We start from the raw sequence: 15,783 nt of genomic DNA on the forward strand, positions 1-15,783 counted from the left end.
CCTGTCAGGGGATCCCAAGCGCCTCCAATGAAACAGATCAAACCTGCAGGCTTGACGTCAGGCAGGCAGATCGCGTCCTCACCGACGGCGGTCGTCTATTGCGAAGGGAACTTCGCGCAAATCGATGGCAAGTCGGCAAATGGTCTTGTGCGCCATTCTCAAGCGTATCGCATCCTTTCCGTCATCGACAGCACCTATAGCGGACAAGACAGCGGATCCGTCCTCGACAATACAATGAACCATATACCCATCTTTGGTGATCTGGACGCTGCGGTTGCACATCAAGCTGTCATTCCCGATACGCTGATCTATGGGATGGCCCCCTCAACAGGACGGCTTTCACCTGCGGATCGAGGCGTTGTTCTGAATGCGATCGGGCTTGGCATGAACATCGTGAGCGGGCTGCATGAGTATCTGAGCGACGACCATGAGATAGCCACCGCCGCATCCGAACGGAATGTCACGATCCGCGACATCCGCAAGCCGAAACCCAGCAAGGACATGCGCCTGTTCGATGGCAGCGTATCTGGTGTCAAAGCTCTGCGGATAGCGGTTCTTGGAACGGATTGCGCTATTGGAAAGCGGACAACGGCGACCGTTTTGGCGCGAGCCCTCAATGCGAAGGGCATCAAGACGGTCCTTGTCGGCACGGGCCAGACCGGCCTGATGCAGGGCGCGAAATACGGTATCGCAATGGATGCCGTACCGCCGCAGTTCTGCTGTGGCGAGCTCGAAGGCGCGGTAGTTGCCGCATCTGAGGCCGAACAGCCCGATGTGATCCTGATCGAAGGTCAGGGTGCCCTCAGCCACCCTGCCTTTTGCACATCGGCCTTCATTCTGCGGGGGAGCCAGCCGGATGCGGTCATCCTGCAGCACGCGCCGAAACGTGCCCATCGATGTGACTTTCCCAATATGCCGATGCCTTCTGCGGCAAGTGAGATCGCCTTGATCGAAGCCTTTGCCGATACAAAGATCATCGGTGTCACCCTCAATCACGAAGGCATGACAGAGGCCGAAATCACCGAAACCATCGCGGCCCAGTCCCACGAACTCGGGTTGCCCGTTTCCGATGCATTGGCCAGACCCGTTGCACATCTGCTTGAGATGGTGGTCGCTGCATATCCAGGGTTGACGCAAGGGGCGCCCGTGGCCGCGATATGAGTTGCCCACGCGTCGAAGTGGACCTGGCCAAGATACGCCGCAACACGCAGACCCTTGTCAGTCGCCTGGGCCCACGCGGGATCAGCGTCACGGGCGTGACCAAGGCGGTCTGCGGACATCCTACCATTGCCAGGGCGATGCTTGAGGGTGGCGCTGTGGGGCTTGCCGATGCACGTATCACAAACGTGCAAAGGCTGCGTGCGGCAGGGCTGACAGACCCCATCACCCTGATCCGCACTCCGATGTTGAGCCAGGCCGATCACATCGTCCAGTCCTGCGAGACAAGCTATAATACCGAGATGCTGGTCATTACTGCATTGGCCGCCACCGCGATCCGCAAGGGGGCTGTCCACGGTATCGTCCTGATGGTCGAGATGGGCGATCAGCGCGACGGCATATTGCCCGAGAACCTGGCTGACATCGCGCAGCAGGTCATGCAGATGTCTGGGGTCGCGTTGAAAGGGATCAGCGCAAATTTCGCGTGCTTGAACGGGCTTGCGCCTACCGCGTTGCAAATGGACGCTTTTTGCGACCTCGCGAATGAGATTGAGGGTGTTTGCGGCCCGTTCCTCAAGATCGTGTCTGGTGGCAACTCAGCCAACTTGCCCTGGGCGCTTGGCGAACACGCGACGGGTCGCGTCAACGACCTTCGTCTGGGTGAGGCGATCCTACTGGGTGTTGAGCCAGTGTCTGGCGACCGGATCGACGGGATGTACACAGACGCCTTCACGCTTGTCGCAGAAGTCATTGAAACGGGTTCAAAACCTGCGCCTTCCGCCATCGCTCTGGTCAATCCAACTTTGGCAAGACGTCGCATCGCGCAAGCCAGTGGTGTTTCCAAGCGCTTTATCGTCGCTATGGGACATCAGGACACCGACATTCTGGGTCTTTCAATGCCTGTTGGAAGCACATTGATCGGTGCGACCAGCGATCATCTTGTCATTGGAATGCCCGGCACCCCGCCGCCGCTGGGCTCCGAGGTAAGATTCCATTTGAATTACAATGCGTTGATGCATGCCATGGCTGCACCAGACATCGAAGTGACACTGTTGGGCAATCAATCCATGCGCCCATCACGGCACACCCAAGGCGAGGTCGGCCACTTGGCGTTGGTGTGAAAGACCTCGCTTGGTCCGGCCGACCTTAAACCACAAAGGAAACTGAAAAATGACGAAACTCACAAAAAAAAATCTGTTCAAGGTGTATGACGCCAAACCAGAAACCCCGATGGATAAGACGACGCGTGTTGTCAGACAAATGGTCGACGAAGAAACAGAACAACGTGACGCCAAGAATTCCCGACTGCGCAATGCTCGCCTTGAAAGAGAAGCAAACCGGCCACCTGTACCCAAAGATTCAGCAGCGTCTAAATCGCGTCGCACGAAAGCCACTTCAACGCGGTAGTTGAACTTCGGCGGTTTTGAGTGCGCTAAGTGCTCCGCTGGAAAAAAGGCACTTCAATCCGGCTGAAATCGGCTAGGGCTGTTCCTGGAACTTCCAATTTTCTCAGCCGATCACAAGGATCCATCCATGACAGACGCAGACCGTTCCCCAGAAAAATCCACTACATCTGCCAGACTTATGTTGGAACCAACACTAAGAGCAATGGGCAGACAGGTCTGAAAATTGCCAAGCAATTTGAATGTTCCTCAGCGTCGGAAGCAAAAAGCAGAGCCGAACGAGAGGCGCTATCCGAATACTGCGCGGGTGATGACGCCTACATGGTTACTGAAGATCCAGCCAGCGGAGAAGTCGGCGACCCAAGCTTCCTTTTAAGGCTAGGCCATTTTCCGGAATTTGACGAATTCTAGAAACCCGAAAATAATCACGGACTTCCCGAAGGCCGTAATCGACGCGCTATTCCTCGATCCAAGTCCTACGCACCAAAAAAGCGGACATCTGTGCAAACGCGGCGAACTCACATTTCGTCCCGCAGAGCTGACCTCCGACTGCTACCGACACGCGCAGACGCAGCGAACGGCGGCTTTGGCTGGCCGCACTGCAGTAATCTGTACCGGGGCTGAAGGTCGGCTTCGGGCCGTGACTACTTGGTGCCCTTGTCGGGCGTCTGCCCGCCATAAGCATCCAGCACCATCGTGAAGTAGGTCGTCGTTTTGTCGGAGTGCTCGCTGAGACTAGGCCAGGCAAATGGAAAGGTTCCTTCTGTCACCGACCAGTCGATTTCCAACCAAAGCATTTTTGCAATGGCCTCGGCTGCAGGGGACTCTTTGTCTTCGGGCCAAAGGTCCATGTCCAGCGTTATCCACGCATCGCCGTCATCATCGACCTTGATGTCAGCGCTCAAAGCAGCGAGTCTTTCTCCCACGTTGCTTGCATCATCCAATAATGCTGACCGCAGCAACAACTCTGCTTTCTTTGAATCCATATTCATTGTGAGCGCCATACCCGTCCTCCAGCTTTAGATGCGAGATATGCATCGCTTCCTTCGATTAAAGGGGGGGCGTTTCAGGGTCCGTTTTGGGGGAGCTGCGCCGCAGCTATTACCAATTGAACCAACGGCAGGATTTGGCCGTTCGCACTTGGCGCAATCCTTTCATATGCAGAAAGTCAGCGACCGCTACATAGTAGCCAAGAGTTCAAAGCCGACATCAGCCCCTCTTCATCAAATGACGGGTTCTGTCGATCTAAGCTGGCTTTGCAATAGCTGATGCATATCTTAACCGTGATATCATGATACAAGGCAGAAAGCGGATTGCCCATGCTACGTCTATTCGGAGCCAAACTCTCGATTATAGGGGCGGTCATGCCGGCTAACCCAGTTGATAACTGTTGAATGATCGAAGGCCAGATTCTTAGCCTCAGTGGCAGAAGCGGCCCGTACCAGTCAACCAACGTGGCGGCGGGGGAAACCTACGCAGGAAAATCTAACGGCACTGGGTCGAGACAAGGGGCTTTCCGCCATGCGCGCAGCCCCAAGATGTCGTAGCAGGCGACGAGACGGCGCTCCCTGCTCCGCACCCGCCCTGCGCGGCGCCACACGCTGCCTGAAGCATGATGCGCGCGTTGAAGTGGCGGGCACCCGTACAACATCAAACGCTTTCTGACCGGTCAAATCGGGCAGGAGAAACCCGGAGACAATCTAGGGGTATCTGACCCAGCGTTCTGGGCAGAATTATCCCCACGCTTGCAAAGAGAGGTTATGAGCGTCCTCCCCAAGCGGGTATGGTCTAACCCGCCGCGGCTTTTTCTCGCGGCGCGGGTTTGGATGGATGTCAGGGATCGAAGCTACCCGGCGGTACGGCGTTTTGTTGAGCAGTTCACGCGCGCGTGATGATCTCTGGGTAATGGCGTGGCTAGCTTGATGCGTCACTTGATATCTTTGGCAAGATAAGCAATTGCGCGCCGCAGAGGCTCCGCTTCTGAATTGGTATTGTGCGTTTAAGATCTATCGCGGCAAAAAACCTCAGGGTCGTAAATGCGCTGTAGTCCGCTTTTGACGTTTCGATCAGGCGAGACAAGCCCACTGCTTGTCTAGTTTTTGTGTCTGCCAAGGCAAGCATCTCATCCGAGGGTAAAGCAAGAACCGAGACAAAGCCGTCCCCCGCAGTAAACATTGGACGAAAAATAACAGGATCCGCCTGAGCCGGTTCGAAAATTGGGTTTTGCCGCAAAAAGTCCGATGGCACGTTCGAAACCGATCAGTCCGCGAATGAGTGCTCGAAGTATCGTACGCTTGTGTCGATCATCGCTGGTCATCTCAAGATAAGGCAGCGCCTAATGGTGCTGCGAATTGCGTTCCATGCGCGGCAAAGCCAGCGCATCGGCAGTTGCAGGATTGGCGACACACATGCCTTCTGCGATGCCCCATTTGGACACCACCGAGACACGATAAATCAGTTTTCGGGCAATGCTGCGCGCTTGCCGGATCACCAGAAGCGGTGGCTTCTGTAAACCGCAATATGTCGACTTTTCTTCTCGTCACATGACCGGAAAGTTCAGCGCCTGTGGCACGGCGTCTCGGGGCGGTGGAGGTGATTGAAAGGGGAGGGCGATCCCGGTATTCAGGGCGTATGAGCAAAATGACCCATCACCTTGGCATGCGTTACTTTGGCTTTGCGGTGTTATGCGTCGCGCTGGCGGCCATCGGTTTTGCGCATCGGGGCACCTCAGCGCCGCGCGACCTGGGTCTGCTGGCGTATCTGTCCGCTGGTGGAACGCTTTCGGATATTTGTGGCGATGTACGGGGTGGCAAGGGCACAGCCGGACAAGCGTGCGAGGCTTGCCGTCTGACTGGTGCTGCCATTCTGCCCGAAATGGCCTCAGTGCTGAACGAAACATATCTCAGACCAACGGGTAAGCGGATCTCGGCGCAGTATGTTTATGCGCCGCATGTGGATCTCGACCTGTCACGGCTGACGCGCGCGCCGCCACGCGCCTGATTTCTTCGGCCTGCTTTTCACATTTTTTTGGCCAGTGTTATCTGGTCTTGTTTCCACGGAGTTCCCCTATGAAACGCACTACTTTCGCGATCCTTGCGGCCCTCACTTTTGTCTGCACCCCGGCCATCGCCCATGAATTCAAGGCGGGTGATCTGGTCATTGATCATCCGATGGCGTTCGAGACCACCAAAACGGCCATGTCTGGCGGTGGGTATCTGACAATTACCAATACCGGCAGTACCGCAGACCGACTGATTGCTGTGCGGGCTGATTTTCCCAAAGTTCAGTTGCACACGACAGAAGAAAAGGACGGCGTTGCCAGAATGATTCATCTTGAGGCGATCGACCTGCCTGCCGGTGAAACCGTAACGCTGGCGCCGGGGGGCATGCACGTCATGTTCATGGGCCTTGGTGGTGACCCGTTCGAGGTCGGCGAGGCGATCCCTGCGACACTTGTTTTTGAAAAGTCTGGTGAGATCGACGTCAAGTTCAACGTTGAAGAGCGCACCGGGCACAGCACAGACCATTCGACCCATGGCGCGTCTGACTGACGACAGGCGTTCTGTCTGAACTGGTTTAGATAGAGCATGACAAGCCGTCGGCCAATGGCCGGCGGTTTTTTCGTGCAGTGATTGGCAAACACATCGCGATGGCATTCTTAATCTGACTGAAATTGTCGGATTGACATATCCGATGGAATCTATCAGGTAATGGAGATCGCTCTAGCCACCCCGGTTTTATCTGGGGAAGCCCGACATTTAAAAAATGAAAGGACTTCTCCAATGCCAAAGGTGATTCAGAGATTCAATGAACCTGTCCGGTGTGCCTCTGTCATGGCTCCCGCCCGCACTGAAATTGCATCGCTGTTGCACGAGGCGAGTGTCATGGAGGGGTTTAGTCTGGAATGGGTTTTTGACCGGTTTGATGCAGTGCAGAGCAGTCAGTGATGTCGTTTCATACCCCACCCCAGAATCGCACCGCCACCGCCGCCCAGTTGCCCGCCTATGACGCTCGCGATCTGACGCAGGGCGGAGAGCAGGCCCAGATCATCCTAGGCGACCAGATATACACCCTGCGGATCACGCGGGCAGGCAAGCTGATTTTGACCAAATGACTACGGCACAGACAAAACGCGGAGGCGCGCCGGTCGGTTTGCTTGCGGAGTTGGGCGGTATCGAGGCCGCATCCGTGATTTATCTGCGGCTCTGGTGCGCCAAAGCAGATGGCAAGATTGATATTGAAAATGACTTCGTTGCCATGCTGGGCGCGGCGCAGGGCGAGCGGGCCGCAAATGCCTTTACCCAACTTTGCAGCATGTGCACTCAATACGGGCGCAGGCCGTTGGTTCGTCATGCGATGACATGCAAGTGTCTGGGTGCGGATGAGGCGTGTTTTGCCAACCTTATCGCCACGGCAGCGGACGGTGCGCATGATGACGCGGCGCTGATCGCGACGCTGATGATCCGCCCGGCAATGGCGGACAAAATGGCTGCGCTTGCTCACAATGTTGGCATCGCATTCCGACGTATGCGCTTGTGCCCTTCGGAAAAACTGACCGCACCAACGCGGCATGATCACGCAACACTTCACTAACCAGGAATTCCACATGAGACGTATGCTATCGCTGACCGCCGCACTAACATTGGGATGCGCGACCTCTGCCTTCGCCGTAGAGAGATCGGCCGTTCTGGACACCTATGCCAGCATTGCCGCTGCAAAGTACCAAGACAGCCTGACATCGGCGCAGAAGTTGCAGGATGCCGTTGAGGCGTTGATCCTTGACCCTTCTGCGGAGGCCTTGCAAGCCGCGCGAGCAGCGTGGTTCGCGGCGCGCGTTCCCTACCAGCAGACCGAAGTGTATCGCTTTGGCAATGCGATCGTTGACGATTGGGAGGGCAAGGTGAACGCTTGGCCGCTGGATGAAGGTCTGATTGACTATGTCGATTCCGGTTATGGCGGGGCCACGGACGAAAATATGCTGGCGGCGCTGAACGTGGTCGCAAACCCCAGCTTTACGTTGTCGGGGACGACTGTGGATGCCTCGGCGATCACGCCTGCATTGCTGGCAGAGACACTGCACGAGGCGGATGGTGTCGAATCGAATGTGGCGACCGGGTATCACGCCATTGAGTTTCTGCTGTGGGGTCAGGACCTGAACGGGTTCGGTGATGGTGCGGGCGCGCGCCCATGGACGGATTACGCATCGGGTGATGCCTGTACCGGGGGCAATTGTGATCGCCGTGCGGCCTATCTGAGCGCGGTCACGGAACTGCTGGTGTCTGATCTGGACTGGATGGCGGCACAATGGGCCGAGGATGGCGCGGCGCGTGTGGCCCTGACCGAAAATGAGGCGGCGGGGATCGCAACGATCCTGACGGGTATGGGATCGCTTTCGTATGGTGAGCAGGCAGGCGAGCGGATGCGCTTGGGGTTGATGTTGAACGATCCCGAGGAAGAGCATGATTGTTTCTCGGATAACACTCACAACAGCCACTACTATGACGGTCTGGGCATCCAGAATGTTTATCTGGGCGAGTATGTCCGTGCGGATGGCACACTGGTCAAGGGTGCGTCCCTGTCCGATCTGGTGGCAGAGCAAGATCCGACGCTGGACGCAGAGATGAAAGAAAAGCTGGCGGCGACGATGATGGCGCTCGGCCGGATCAAGACGGCTGCCGAGGCTGGCTTTGCCTATGACCAGATGCTGGAACGCGGCAATACCGCAGGCGAAGAACTGGTGATGGGTGGGGTGAACGGCCTGATAGATCAAACCCGCAGTATCGAACGTGTCGTGACGGTGCTGGGCCTTGATCACATTGGCTTTGAAGGCTCTGACAGTCTGGACAATCCGGGCGCGGTTTTTGAGTAGTCTGTCGCAATCCCTCTAGTATGTTATGATATAACATACTAGAGGGTGAATTTCGGACGATTAACTCAAGACAAACTTAAAATAGAAAACGGAAACCCGATGAATAAAACGATAGCAATCGCCGGGCTTGGTAGCCTTTTATTGGCCAGCGCCGGAACGGCAAATGCGCAAGATGGTCGCTTTACTTGGGAGGGCAGCATCGAATTGCAAAGTGACGTGCTGTTCGATTCCTCGAACCCGGCGAACGAACTGAACGATACCTACATGACCATCAATGGCGCGCTGAGCTATGCCATCACGTCGCGGACATCGGTGAATGCGTCCTTGGTGATTGAACCGATTATCGGGGCTGTAAAAGATCGGGTTCTGGAGGATCATGGGCTATACGCGGAAGAGCTGTATTTTGCGCATGATTTTGGCCCGGCAGAAGTGGTGCTGGGCAAGTTCAACCCCGCATTCGGCGCCGCATGGGATCTGGCGCCGGGTCTTTATGGCGCGGATTTTGCCGAGGATTATCAGCTGACAGAGCGGGTGGGTGCAGCGATCAACATCGCGCTGCCGCTCGGGGTTGGCGAGCATGTGCTGTCCTTTGCCGCGTTCAACGCGGACCGGTCAATCTTTAGCGAGTCTTTGGGCCGCAAGCGACCACAGAACAATCTGTCTGCGGGTGGCGTGTCCAACACCAGCGATCCGGAATCCTTCGCCCTTAGCCTTATGGGTGAGGTCGGTAACACTGCCTACAATATCGGCATTCAAAATCAGGCACGAGGTGTCGGTGATGTCACGGACCAAACGGGCTTTGTTGCCGGTGTCGTTTATGTATTGGGCGAAGGGTCATCGGTCCCTGTCGAGCTGCTCGGCGAGGTGGCGTATTTTGATGCGTTCGGAGGTGTCCGGGCCGATGCGACCATCGCAACCTTTGGCGCGGCTTTTGCGGTCGGCCCGGCGACGGTATCGGGTGTTTATGCGGTGCGCGACATCCAGAATGCGCCGACGGACCATCTGGCGACGCTCAGCGTCGAGGTGCCGGTTACCGATAGTCTGTCCACCACAATCGGTTATCGCTATGGCCGCGAGGCGGGGGACCGCAACCACACACTCGGCTCGGTCCTTACATACGAATTCTAAAGGTGTCACATGATCGTATGCCATTGCCAAAGCATATCTGATCGCGAAATCAACGCGGCGATCGACTGGATGAGGGCTGCTGATGCGGCAGCCCTCATTACGCCCGGCAAAGTTTATCGCGCATTGGGAAAAGCGGCGGATTGCGGCGGATGTATGCCGCTTTTTCTGGCCACCATGCGCAAAAACGCTAACCTGGAAGTCCCCATGACCCTCCGCGGCCTTCGGCGCGGACAAACACAGGAAACCCAAGCATGCAAGGCGACGCGAAAGTTATCGAATATCTGAACAGTGCACTCCGCAGTGAGCTAACCGCAGTGAGCCAGTACTGGCTGCATTTCCGCCTGCAAGAAGATTGGGGGCTGGGCCATATGGCCAAGAAATCACGCGAGGAAAGCATTGAAGAGATGCACCACGCGGACAAGCTGATCCAACGCATTCTGTTTCTGGGTGGGCACCCGAACCTGCAAAAGCTCGACTCACTGCGTATTGGTCAGACGCCCAAGGAAACGCTGGAATGTGATCTGGCCGCAGAGCATGAGGCGCGTGAGTTGTATGCAAAAGCGCGACAGCATTGCGAATCCGTCGGGGATTTTGTCAGCAAAAACCTGTTTGAAGAATTGATGACCGATGAAGAGGGGCATATCGACTTCTTGGAAACCCAGCTTGATCTGGTCGAAAAACTTGGCGAAGAAAAATATGCCCAACTCAATGCATCCAAAATGGACGAGGCAGAGTAGCCTTTTCTGTATGGCGGTCCTCTGTGGGGCCGCCGTGCACGCCGACCCGCTGGCCGAGCCGCATCTGGATATTATCCCGCGCACTGCGCAAGAGGCCGCGCGCATTGCCGATGTGACTGCGCCGGTAACAAGTTTTGATGCTGCTGCTCCGTTCGAGGAGATGTCAGCCGGGGCCGCCACAGTCCGGGCGCGCACCAATGCCGACGCGTTCTCGTTACCGTCCGGCAACATTGCGTTTGAGGACGAGCTGAAATTCAAGGTCGGCAATGGCCTGTTTCGCAAGCTCTGGGTATCGTCGCCGTCCTCCACATTGGCCTCGGACGGGTTGGGACCGCTCTATAATGCGCGTTCCTGCCAGCGTTGCCACCTGAAGGACGGGCGCGGTCATCCACCCGAAGGGCCGGAGGATAGCGCCGTGTCGATGTTCCTGAGGGTGTCTATTCCGGGCACAGAGGCGGACGCGATTGCAGGCATCGAGGATTATATCGCGACCCTGCCAGAGCCGACTTACGGATCGCAATTGCAGGATTTCAGTCTGCCCGGTCATGCCGCCGAATATCGCCTGCAAATTACCTATGAAGAGGTGACGGTGCCCCTGTCGGATGGAGAGGTCGCAACGCTGCGACAGCCGACATTTACAGCCGCTGATCTGGGCTATGGGCCGCTGCATCCTGATGCGATGCTCAGTCCGCGTGTCGCGCCGCAGATGATTGGCCTCGGGCTGTTGGAGGCCGTTCCAGCGGCGGACATTGTGGCAGGCGCTGACCCTGATGATGCGGATGGCGATGGCATTTCGGGCCGTGCGAACATTGTTTGGTCCACGGAATTCGACCAGCCGATGCTGGGCCGGTTTGGTCTGAAGGCAGGTAATCCCACGATCCGAGAGCAATCGGCCTCGGCCTTTGTCGGTGATATCGGCATTTCCAACCCGCTCTTTGCGGCGGCGTCGGGCGAGTGCACGGATTTACAGGCTGACTGTATGGCTGCACCAAACGGCGCCGATGATGATCGTGTGTACGAGATTGACGCCGAGGGGCTGGAACTGGTGACGTTTTACAGTCGCAACCTTGCTGTGCCCAAGCGGCGTGACGTGGACGATCCCGAGGTTTTGCGTGGCAAGGAAGTGTTCTACACCACCGGCTGCACCGCCTGCCACACACCCAGCTTTGTCACCCACCGTCTGCGTGACCAACCCGAGCAGAGCTTTCAACTGATCTGGCCCTATACCGATTTATTGCTGCATGACATGGGCGAGGGGTTGGCCGACCACCGACCTGAAGTGCGCGCGACCGGGTATGAATGGCGTACCCCGCCGCTGTGGGGGATTGGTCTGACGGAACAGGTCAGTGGGCATAGCTATTTTCTGCATGACGGACGTGCCCGGTCGCTGTTGGAGGCGGTTCTGTGGCATGGTGGAGAGGCTCAGGGCGCGCGCGATGCTGTTGTCGAGATGCCCGCTGCTGACCGTGCTGCCTTGATCCGATTTCTGGAGAGCCTATGAAACGTCTGCTTTTTGTCTGCCTGATGGCGTTGACGCCCGGACCATTGGCCGCACAGGCCGCCGGGGCTGTAACTGAGGATGTGGTGACCGAACATATCTTGCCGCGGTTCGATGTGCTGTCGAGTAAGGCGCAGTCATTGGCCTCTGCGGCGCAGGACAACTGCGTGGCCGGGTCGGAGTCGTTGCGCGCAGCCTATGGCGAGGCATTCGATGCCTGGATCGCTGCCAGCCATTTGCGTTTCGGTCCGACCGAAGATGCGGACCGTGGCTATGCGCTGGCGTTCTGGCCCGACAGCCGCGGGGCAACGCCCAAGACCCTGAGTGGACTAATCACCTCTGAGGATGCGGTCGCGCAAACCGAGCAAGTCTATCGAGATGTGTCTATTGCGGCACGAGGGTTTTATGCACTGGAATTTCTGCTGTTCGATCCTGCGATCAGCAGCCTTGGATCGGCGGATTACCGTTGTACTCTGACGCGCACGTTAGCTGCGGATATCGCTGCCACCGCGGACGAGATCGACAGAGAGTGGCAAACGGAACATGCGGCGAGGTTGATAACACCCTCTGCAACCGGGCCATATCGCAGCGATGACGAGGCGTTGCAGGTGATTTACAAGTCGCTGACGACGGGGCTGCAGTTTACATCGGATGCACGTCTGGGGCGTCCGTTGGGCACATTTGACCGCCCACGCCCCAAGCGCGCCGAAGTTTGGCGATCCGGACGGTCGGCGCGCCATGTGGCGCTGTCATTGGACGCCTTGCAGGATCTGGCGGTGCGGTTGGCCGGAGAGGACGCCGATCTGGCGGAACGTCTGGCAGCGGCATTCGATCATGCAAAAGAGCGGCTCGCCGGGTTGGATGATCCGATCTTTGCCGGGGTAGCCGCGCCACAAAGCCGTATTCGTATCGAGGCCGTGCAGCAAGCGGTGGATGATATTCGCGATCTGGTCGCCGCCGAACTGGGCCCCAGACTGGGCGTGTCGGCCGGGTTCAACGCGCTGGATGGGGATTGATGTGACCAGCCGACGGGGATTTCTGGCGGGGCTTCTGGCCACGGGATTGGCTCCACGCGCGACTTGGGCCGATGCTGGCGCGCCTGCGTTCCTGTCCGCGGCGGCCTTGGCGGATGGCGGCTATGCCCTGTGCGGCATCGGGCGGGCGGGTGATCAGCTGTTTCAGATACGGTTGCCCGCGCGCGGCCACGCCGCGGCGGCGCATCCCGATCGGCCCGAGGCGATCGCATTTGCTCGTCGACCCGGCACGTTTGCGGTGGTGATTGATTGCGCGACGGGGATGCCGATGGCGACGCTAAACGCACCTGCCGGGCGGCATTTCTACGGCCATGGTGTCTTTTCGCAGGATGGTCGTTGGCTCTTTACAACTGAGAATGACTATGCAGCGGGGCAGGGGCGCGTTGGTATCTGGGACGCGATGAACAGTTACGTGCGTGCAGGTGACATCGCCAGCGGCGGAATAGGCCCGCATGACATAAAACGGTTGCCCGGCACCGATATTCTGGTGGTTGCCAATGGTGGGATCGACACGCATCCCGATACGGGCCGGACACCGCTGAACATCGTAACCATGCGGCCGAACCTCAGCTATATCGAGGATGGTCAGGTGATTGAGACGGCAGAACAGCCGCAGCAATGGCACCGCAATTCCATCCGCCATCTGGCAGTATCCGCGCGCGGGCAAGTCGCGTTCGGGATGCAGTGGCAGGGCAAAGGCGAAGCGCCCCCGCTGGTCGGATTGCACGCCAGAGGAAGCACGCCGCGCATTATGACGGCCCCGGACGCGGAATGGCGGCAGATGCAGGGATATATCGGCAGCATTGCCTTTGCGCCTGACGACGGGGCGGTGATTGTCACATCGCCGCGTGGAAACATGGTGCTGGGCTTTGACGCCGATACGTTGGGCTGGGCGGCGTCTTTGCCGGTGATGGATGTTTGTGGGGCTGCACCTTCGGGCGCGGGCGTACTGGTGTCGTCGGGCACAGGCGCGCTGGCGATGGTCGTGGACGGGCGTCTGGTGCCCGTCGGGCGAATGGACCTGCGATGGGACAACCATCTGGTTGCACTCTGAAGCGGCCAGCCAGACCTGTGGTTCAAAGGCCCATCTGGCGGATGCCGTGCCACCGGGGCGCATTATCTGATTGCTGCCAAACCCCCGCCCGTTACCATAGTGGCAATAGCAGATCGACGACAGGCGGCAGCGCGAAAGGACAGCATGGCAGACACGGAACCTGTGCCGATGGCAGAAGCTGACAAACGCGCGCTGCGCGATGCATTTGGTAGCTTTGCCACCGGTGTCACCGTCCTTACCACAGTGCAGGAGGATGGAACGCCGCGCGGATTCACGGCCAATTCCTTTACGTCTGTTTCGCTCGATCCGCCGTTGCTGTTGATCTGTGTTGCCAAGACCGCGCATAGCTGCTGCACATTCTGTTCCGCGCCGTATTTTGCCGTGAACATATTGAGCGAAGATCAGCGCGACGTGTCCGGCCTCTTTGCGTCGCGCGCACCAGATAAGTTCGATCAGGTCGATTGGCATTCCGGCCCCGAAGGTGTGCCAATTCTGCCTGCGTCGCTTTGTTCCTTTGTTTGTACACATCATGCACAGATGGATGCGGGCGATCATGTGGTCGTGGTCGGGCGCGTGATCAGTTTTGAAATGCGTGGGGGTGCGCCATTGGGCTATCACCGGGGCAGCTATTTTTCGATCGGGCTGGAAGATCGGCTGGCGAATGCTGCCGCCGGGCAGGGTGGTATGCGGATCGGCGCGATCATGGAAAAGGACGGCGCGTTGTTGCTGTGCCGGCATGCTGCCGGGCATGTCAGCGTACCGGTCGCGCCGGTGGGCGCGGGCAGTCTGTCGGGACTTGTGGGGCATCTTGGTGACCTAGGGCTTTCGGCGCAGCTCGATCATCTCTATTCGGTTTACGAGGATGCGCGGCATGGCCAGCATGCCATCATCTATCACGGTACTGTTGAGGGATCGGCACCTGAGGGGATGGTATATCTACCCTTGGAGGATATTCCGCTTGATGATGTGCAAAGCGCGCCCGAGCGGTCAATGCTGGCGCGATACCGGCAAGAGTACAAGCACGGCCAGTTCGGCATCTATCAAGGCGATGCAGAACAGGGGACCGTGCATGCCGCCACGGCGGCGGGAAAAACTGCGCGATAGGTGCAGATGATTGCAGAGCAAGGGAGAGCGAGATGAAAACTGCCGTCGTCACAGGGGCCGCGCGCGGTATCGGGTTGGCCACCACACAGCAGTTTCTGGCAGATGGGTGGCGCGTGGTGATGATTGACCGCGACGAAGCGGCGCTAGCAGAGGCCGCCGCACCGCTGGAGAATGCCGAGCCAGTGCTGTGCGATATCTCTCAACCGGATCAGGTGGACCGCATGGCGGCGGACCTTATCGTTGCGGGGCACAGTATTGATGCATTGGTGAATAATGCGGGGGTGGCCGATTTTGGCCCGATCGCCGAAACCGATTTCGCTCGGTGGCGGCGCGTCATGGAGACCAATCTGGACGGGACATTCCTGATGAGCCAAGCGTTGCGGGCGCCACTGATAGCCGCCAAGGGGGCGATAGTGAACATCGCGTCGATCTCCGGCCTTCGGGCCAGTACTTTGCGCGTGGCCTATGGCACCAGCAAGGCAGCGGTGATGCACCTCACGAAGCAGCAAGCGGTAGAGTTGGGGGAATACGGTGTGCGGGCCAATTGCGTCTGTCCGGGTCCGGTGGCGACTAAGCTGGCGATGGCGGTGCATTCGCCGGAAATCATTGCCGCCTATCACGATGCGCTGCCGCTGAACCGCTATGGCAGCGAGGACGAGATTGCCTCGGTCATCTGTTTTCTATGTTCGGCCAAGGCCAGTTTCGTCACCGGTCAGATCATCGCATCTGATGGCGGATTCGAGGCGACCGGAATCGGCCTGCCGGCGCTGCGGTCGTAGGCCGGATTTAGCCCGGCAC

The 15,783-nt window shown here is 58.1% G+C and carries 18 protein-coding genes and 1 pseudogene; 17 read left to right on the forward strand and 2 right to left on the reverse strand.

Annotation, left to right across the window (positions count from 1 at the left end):
* Window positions 1-27: 27 nt before the first annotated feature.
* From N7U68_RS14095 to N7U68_RS14105, 3 genes are read left to right on the forward strand one after another with little or no spacing between them, the layout of a single operon-like run.
* Entirely contained in the window at window positions 28-1,161 is a 1,134-nt protein-coding gene (locus N7U68_RS14095; RefSeq protein WP_263047214.1) for an N-acetyltransferase DgcN family protein, read from the forward strand.
* Window positions 1,158-2,279: an alanine racemase gene (locus tag N7U68_RS14100; RefSeq protein WP_263047215.1), complete on the forward strand. Its 1,122-nt coding sequence runs from the start codon at window positions 1,158-1,160 to the stop codon at window positions 2,277-2,279. The genes N7U68_RS14095 and N7U68_RS14100 overlap by 4 nt, the downstream gene beginning before the upstream one ends.
* A 49-nt stretch (window positions 2,280-2,328) precedes the next feature.
* Window positions 2,329-2,565, forward strand: a complete 237-nt coding sequence (locus N7U68_RS14105) for a hypothetical protein (RefSeq protein WP_263047216.1) — start codon at window positions 2,329-2,331, stop codon at window positions 2,563-2,565.
* Window positions 2,566-3,205: 640 nt separating this feature from the next.
* Here N7U68_RS14105 and N7U68_RS14110 read toward each other — a convergent pair.
* Window positions 3,206-3,565 carry a hypothetical protein gene (locus N7U68_RS14110; protein ID WP_263047217.1) on the reverse strand — a complete coding sequence of 120 codons (360 nt, stop codon included), beginning with the start codon at window positions 3,563-3,565 and terminating at the stop codon, window positions 3,206-3,208.
* A gap of 1,331 nt (window positions 3,566-4,896) precedes the next feature.
* Window positions 4,897-5,052: a hypothetical protein gene (locus N7U68_RS14115; RefSeq protein ID WP_263047218.1), complete on the reverse strand. Its 156-nt coding sequence runs from the start codon at window positions 5,050-5,052 to the stop codon at window positions 4,897-4,899.
* Between the two features lie 140 nt (window positions 5,053-5,192).
* On the opposite strand from N7U68_RS14115, the gene N7U68_RS14120 reads away from it, so the two are divergent.
* From N7U68_RS14120 to N7U68_RS14185, 14 genes and pseudogenes are all read left to right on the forward strand, one after another.
* Entirely contained in the window at window positions 5,193-5,561 is a 369-nt protein-coding gene (locus N7U68_RS14120) for a hypothetical protein (RefSeq protein ID WP_263047219.1), read from the forward strand.
* Between the two features lie 68 nt (window positions 5,562-5,629).
* On the forward strand, window positions 5,630-6,112 hold the full coding sequence (locus tag N7U68_RS14125) for a copper chaperone PCu(A)C (protein WP_263047220.1): 483 nt from the start codon (window positions 5,630-5,632) through the stop codon (window positions 6,110-6,112).
* A 231-nt stretch (window positions 6,113-6,343) separates the two neighbouring features.
* On the forward strand, window positions 6,344-6,508 hold the full coding sequence (locus tag N7U68_RS14130) for a hypothetical protein (protein WP_165194513.1): 165 nt from the start codon (window positions 6,344-6,346) through the stop codon (window positions 6,506-6,508).
* The gene (gene hemP, locus N7U68_RS14135) at window positions 6,508-6,675 is read left to right on the forward strand and encodes a hemin uptake protein HemP (RefSeq protein ID WP_165194511.1); all 168 of its coding nucleotides are present in this window, start codon (window positions 6,508-6,510) and stop codon (window positions 6,673-6,675) included. The genes N7U68_RS14130 and hemP overlap by 1 nt, the downstream gene beginning before the upstream one ends.
* A complete protein-coding gene (locus N7U68_RS14140) occupies window positions 6,672-7,154 on the forward strand; it encodes a hypothetical protein (RefSeq protein WP_263047221.1) in 483 nt (160 codons plus the stop codon). The genes hemP and N7U68_RS14140 overlap by 4 nt, the downstream gene beginning before the upstream one ends.
* A gap of 13 nt (window positions 7,155-7,167) precedes the next feature.
* Window positions 7,168-8,430 carry an imelysin family protein gene (locus tag N7U68_RS14145; protein WP_263047222.1) on the forward strand — a complete coding sequence of 421 codons (1,263 nt, stop codon included), beginning with the start codon at window positions 7,168-7,170 and terminating at the stop codon, window positions 8,428-8,430.
* Between the two features lie 99 nt (window positions 8,431-8,529).
* Window positions 8,530-9,558, forward strand: coding sequence for a hypothetical protein (locus tag N7U68_RS14150; RefSeq protein WP_263047223.1), 1,029 nt, complete (start codon window positions 8,530-8,532; stop codon window positions 9,556-9,558).
* Window positions 9,559-9,567: 9 nt separating this feature from the next.
* A pseudogene (locus N7U68_RS14155) lies at window positions 9,568-9,862 on the forward strand ((2Fe-2S)-binding protein).
* Window positions 9,810-10,295, forward strand: coding sequence for a bacterioferritin (gene bfr / locus N7U68_RS14160; RefSeq protein WP_165194502.1), 486 nt, complete (start codon window positions 9,810-9,812; stop codon window positions 10,293-10,295). Before N7U68_RS14155 ends, bfr begins: the two are co-directional and overlap by 53 nt.
* Window positions 10,296-10,305: 10 nt before the next feature.
* Window positions 10,306-11,796: a di-heme oxidoreductase family protein gene (locus N7U68_RS14165; RefSeq protein WP_165194500.1), complete on the forward strand. Its 1,491-nt coding sequence runs from the start codon at window positions 10,306-10,308 to the stop codon at window positions 11,794-11,796.
* The gene (locus tag N7U68_RS14170) at window positions 11,793-12,809 is read left to right on the forward strand and encodes an imelysin family protein (protein WP_263047224.1); all 1,017 of its coding nucleotides are present in this window, start codon (window positions 11,793-11,795) and stop codon (window positions 12,807-12,809) included. The genes N7U68_RS14165 and N7U68_RS14170 overlap by 4 nt, the downstream gene beginning before the upstream one ends.
* Before the next feature lies 1 nt (window position 12,810).
* A complete protein-coding gene (locus N7U68_RS14175; protein ID WP_263047225.1) occupies window positions 12,811-13,881 on the forward strand; it encodes a DUF1513 domain-containing protein in 1,071 nt (356 codons plus the stop codon).
* Window positions 13,882-14,025: 144 nt separating this feature from the next.
* Entirely contained in the window at window positions 14,026-14,985 is a 960-nt protein-coding gene (locus N7U68_RS14180) for a flavin reductase family protein (protein WP_263047226.1), read from the forward strand.
* A gap of 32 nt (window positions 14,986-15,017) precedes the next feature.
* Window positions 15,018-15,764 (forward strand): SDR family NAD(P)-dependent oxidoreductase, encoded by a 747-nt coding sequence (locus N7U68_RS14185; RefSeq protein ID WP_263047227.1) that lies wholly within the window; start codon window positions 15,018-15,020, stop codon window positions 15,762-15,764.
* Window positions 15,765-15,783 lie beyond the last annotated feature (19 nt).

This window comes from Roseovarius pelagicus, assembly GCF_025639885.1.
Classification (GTDB): Bacteria; Pseudomonadota; Alphaproteobacteria; order Rhodobacterales; family Rhodobacteraceae; genus Roseovarius; species Roseovarius pelagicus.

Coding starts and splice junctions, on each gene's coding strand:
- N7U68_RS14100 (WP_263047215.1), top strand. CDS start 1,158: ATGAGTTGCCCACGCGTCGAAGTGGACCTGGCCAAGATACGCCGCAAC.
- N7U68_RS14130 (WP_165194513.1), top strand. CDS start 6,344: ATGCCAAAGGTGATTCAGAGATTCAATGAACCTGTCCGGTGTGCCTCT.
- N7U68_RS14125 (WP_263047220.1), top strand. CDS start 5,630: ATGAAACGCACTACTTTCGCGATCCTTGCGGCCCTCACTTTTGTCTGC.
- N7U68_RS14110 (WP_263047217.1), bottom strand. CDS start 3,565: ATGGCGCTCACAATGAATATGGATTCAAAGAAAGCAGAGTTGTTGCTG.
- N7U68_RS14185 (WP_263047227.1), top strand. CDS start 15,018: ATGAAAACTGCCGTCGTCACAGGGGCCGCGCGCGGTATCGGGTTGGCC.
- N7U68_RS14095 (WP_263047214.1), top strand. CDS start 28: ATGAAACAGATCAAACCTGCAGGCTTGACGTCAGGCAGGCAGATCGCG.
- N7U68_RS14120 (WP_263047219.1), top strand. CDS start 5,193: ATGAGCAAAATGACCCATCACCTTGGCATGCGTTACTTTGGCTTTGCG.
- N7U68_RS14165 (WP_165194500.1), top strand. CDS start 10,306: ATGGCGGTCCTCTGTGGGGCCGCCGTGCACGCCGACCCGCTGGCCGAG.
- N7U68_RS14170 (WP_263047224.1), top strand. CDS start 11,793: ATGAAACGTCTGCTTTTTGTCTGCCTGATGGCGTTGACGCCCGGACCA.
- bfr (WP_165194502.1), top strand. CDS start 9,810: ATGCAAGGCGACGCGAAAGTTATCGAATATCTGAACAGTGCACTCCGC.
- N7U68_RS14105 (WP_263047216.1), top strand. CDS start 2,329: ATGACGAAACTCACAAAAAAAAATCTGTTCAAGGTGTATGACGCCAAA.
- N7U68_RS14145 (WP_263047222.1), top strand. CDS start 7,168: ATGAGACGTATGCTATCGCTGACCGCCGCACTAACATTGGGATGCGCG.
- N7U68_RS14140 (WP_263047221.1), top strand. CDS start 6,672: ATGACTACGGCACAGACAAAACGCGGAGGCGCGCCGGTCGGTTTGCTT.
- N7U68_RS14180 (WP_263047226.1), top strand. CDS start 14,026: ATGGCAGACACGGAACCTGTGCCGATGGCAGAAGCTGACAAACGCGCG.
- N7U68_RS14150 (WP_263047223.1), top strand. CDS start 8,530: ATGAATAAAACGATAGCAATCGCCGGGCTTGGTAGCCTTTTATTGGCC.
- hemP (WP_165194511.1), top strand. CDS start 6,508: ATGTCGTTTCATACCCCACCCCAGAATCGCACCGCCACCGCCGCCCAG.